Annotated in this window: 2 protein-coding genes; both read right to left on the bottom strand. The window is 56.6% G+C overall.

Annotated elements, in window-relative coordinates; genetic code table 11:
- Window positions 1-158: 158 nt before the first annotated feature.
- Entirely contained in the window at window positions 159-932 is a 774-nt protein-coding gene (locus V6D20_08150; protein ID HEY9815756.1) for a hypothetical protein, read from the bottom strand.
- A 27-nt stretch (window positions 933-959) separates the two neighbouring features.
- Window positions 960-3,227, bottom strand: a 2,268-nt coding sequence (locus V6D20_08145; protein HEY9815755.1) for a hypothetical protein, incomplete at its 5' end; no start/stop codon positions are given.

Genomic DNA, 3,227 nt, shown 5'->3' with positions numbered 1-3,227 from the left:
TGGGTGAAGCCCTGTGTAGTGGGATGGTGTGTGATGGTGTCGGGTGTGGTGGATGATGATGTGATGATGTTGTGTTGTGTGGGTGGGTGGGTGTGGTAGGTGATGATGTGATGGTGTGGCCGGGAGGATGGGACCAATGTTGTAAGGGACATGGTGGTTCAAGGGCGCCGACGAGGGGCTGGTCGAAGCCTTGGGCCAGCAATGCTGCGGAAGGGGATGCGGTTGGACATCTTGATGGAGAGCCCAGCTGTGAAGGCACTCAGCTGCTCATGGATGTACATGAGGAAGGTGTTAGACCGCCATCTTCCATGCTTTTGGATGATCTCAGGAGAGATGCCATTGAGGTGCATGGCCATTGCTCCACCAGCTCGAAGGGAGTGGCTGCTAACATCTGATGTTGTGTAGCCAAAGTTGGTGAGGCCAATAGAGACAGCAGCATCTTTGACAGCAGTGTTGATGTCCTTTTGGTTGATGTAGGACCGGGAGCCTGGGCGTGTGTAGTAGTCAAAGATGTAGCTGGTTGGGTGGCCCCCATTGGACAGGATGTGATGGACCCGGCGAGCCAGGGACTTGACGGGGCTGTTGATGTCAAGGGTACAATGTTGGTGGATGGTTTGGCCCTTGATGCCATTCTTTTGGTTGGTGATGGTGAGGGTGGCCTCGGTGGCCGTCAGTAGGGAAGGGAGTGGGGAGTTGTTGGGGATGATGTGTCCTTGGGCATTCCAGAAGGTGACATTCCTTGTTTGGAAGGGTGTGGTGCGGCGCTTCTTTGGGTTGGTGGTGTAGGCGTATTCACCAACTCGCAGGAGGTAGTAGAAAGCAATGTTGACCAGGTCTGCTGTGGCTTTTTGCTTGGCTCCCAGGCGGGGGTTGGCCCTGGCAGAGTTGAGGAGATGCTCGGGCAGGGTGACAGGGACAGCCAGTTGTGGCAAGGTTGGTGGGTCTTGTTGCCGGTAGCTCTAGTTGGAGGTTGAGGGAGTACTCGAATTTTCCATAAGCCCCTGGGATGTAGGTGGGGTTGGGGTGCCCAGCCAGTTCCAGAGTTTTGCCGACGGAGCGAAGCGCTTCCTGAACTGAGCCAACCCTGACTTGATGTCCTCTTCCTGCATGCCCTTCTCTAACCCACGCAGCGAACAGGCCGAGGTGGTGAGGTTGTGCTGGTCGACTGACGTTGGAGAGGAAGGGGTCCACTCCAGACTTGTGGCAGAAGTGCTGCCAATGGATCCAATATCGCAGGCGCGTTTTGGCAGTCTGAGCCACGATCCCGGTCTCACGTGCACGCCCTGCAAGGTGCCAAAGACGAGTGAGCTCAGCTTTGTGCTGGGGCGGAGCAAGAGCCAGGAGCTCTCCTGTGTGAGTGGGAAATCGGTGTTAAATTTGGTGAGAAAGGCATGGTCATCCAAAGTGTAGGTTCCCACGGCCCTTGTCTTTTTGAAAGACCTGCTGGACAGGTCAGCCATTTTGTTGTGTTCCCCACTGATGGGCAGTGGGGCCAAAGGGGAGCACTGAGCAGCAGTGTAGATGAGTGCCAGGGCTCTGGTCAGTTGCTGCCCAACCACCGAGTTGGTGCTGCTGAGTTTGGAAGTCCAGGAGACAGTGGAAGAGTTGTCACACCACTGGGCAGTGTGCTTGAGGTGGAGGTCCAGCAAGGACTGTAGGATGATGTAGCCTAGGAGAAGGGCTGCCATTTCCAAGTCATTGATGGTGAGGGTGCCATTGTCAAAGAGGGTCACAATGGCCGGGGGCCAGGCTAGCCTCCACACAAGTGGCCGCAGGGTAGCAGTCCCAGACATCCAGACACCTCCTGCACCGTACTTGCATGCATCGCAAAAACCGAGGTAGTGAGGCATGCCAGGCACCAGTTGCTGGCACAGAGTGGGCCTTTTTCCCAGGACTCGCAGGAGGGTTCGCAAGTCTTGGAGGGCATGGGCCTGAGAGGAGTTGGGGTGGATTTGGATGGTGGTGCGACTTTGCCCAAGGGCGGCGTTGACGGCCTTGTACAGGGGTGGCAACAGGGCCGTGCCACCAGCTGTTCCCATCATGGCATGGGCCAGCTTACCAAGCAAAGAGTGGAAAGCCTTGGTTTCAGCATGCTTGAGGCGCAAGATGCTGGTGATGTCATCGAAGAGCTTGGCTACCTTGGGCTCAGGAAGCCACATGGTGCGGGCAGCTCCATCAAAGACCCAGCCCAGAATTTCCTTGCGCACATCCCAGATGCCTTCTCCTTCCAGCACCAGCTTCTTGTAGGAGATGGGGTCTTCGCCAGAGTGGCCTGTGGCAATGGTTGGGGGGAAGATTTGGTGGATGGCATGGAGGATGGCTCGGGAGGCATGGCGTAGGTCCTCCAGGTTGGTGCTCTGGAGGAGGTTGATAAAGTCATCCACATAGTCATCAAAAAGAAGGAACAGTTGGTCCCTGTAGACTTCCAGCTGGCTGATGGACATGTCAGGGTGGGGCTGGGGGAAGGGGAAGCTACAGAGTAGGGATGGAGTGATGGGCTTCAACATGTGTTGCTCTGGGGGATGGGGCGGTAGGCTTGGGCCACAGAGAAGGGATGGAGTGACGGGCTTCGACATGAGTTGCTCTAGGGGATGGGGCGGTAGGCTTGGGCTACAGAGTAGCGATGGATTGATGGGCTCCAACATGTGGTGCTCTAGGGGATGGGGGGGTAGGCTTGGCTGCTGGTGCAGGAGACTGGCTACATCAGCGCCAGTTTCTGTGGCGGCCGAGAAGAATGGGGGGCTGAGGGTCCAACCCATTTGCAGTGCTGCCGGTACTACCAACTGGATTTCCTCGGTTGGATGCAGTGAAGGGAGCACATAGCAGAACTGGAGCTCATCCTCCTCCGGGACGCACATTCGCCAGAAACCATCCTTGATGTCCAGTTTGGACATTAGAATGGGTCCATCAGCAAGTGGCTGGGTGGCCATGGCCTGAATGACTCGGGGCAAGACTTTTCCAAGGTTGTCCATGGACTTCATTGGGGCTGTGTTGGGGTTGGTGAGTTCATTGACGGAGGTGGTGGGGAGTTGGCCTTTCCGGTGCTGGCCTTTCTTGGACAGGTCCAGAATAAGGCGGAACTGGCAACTTTTGTGGGGGATGGCGGCAATGGGGCTGATCTTGACTGGTGGGGCTGTGCCGGCTTGGATTTGACTGCGCAGATCCTTCCATTTGACGAGCTTGACAAAACCGGAGGCTACCTTTTCCAAGGCTTCTTCGCGGATGGC

It is taken from the genome of Candidatus Obscuribacterales bacterium, assembly GCA_036703605.1.
Taxonomy (GTDB): domain Bacteria; phylum Cyanobacteriota; class Cyanobacteriia; order RECH01; family RECH01; genus RECH01.
This window is presented reverse-complemented; position numbering and strand designations above follow the sequence as displayed.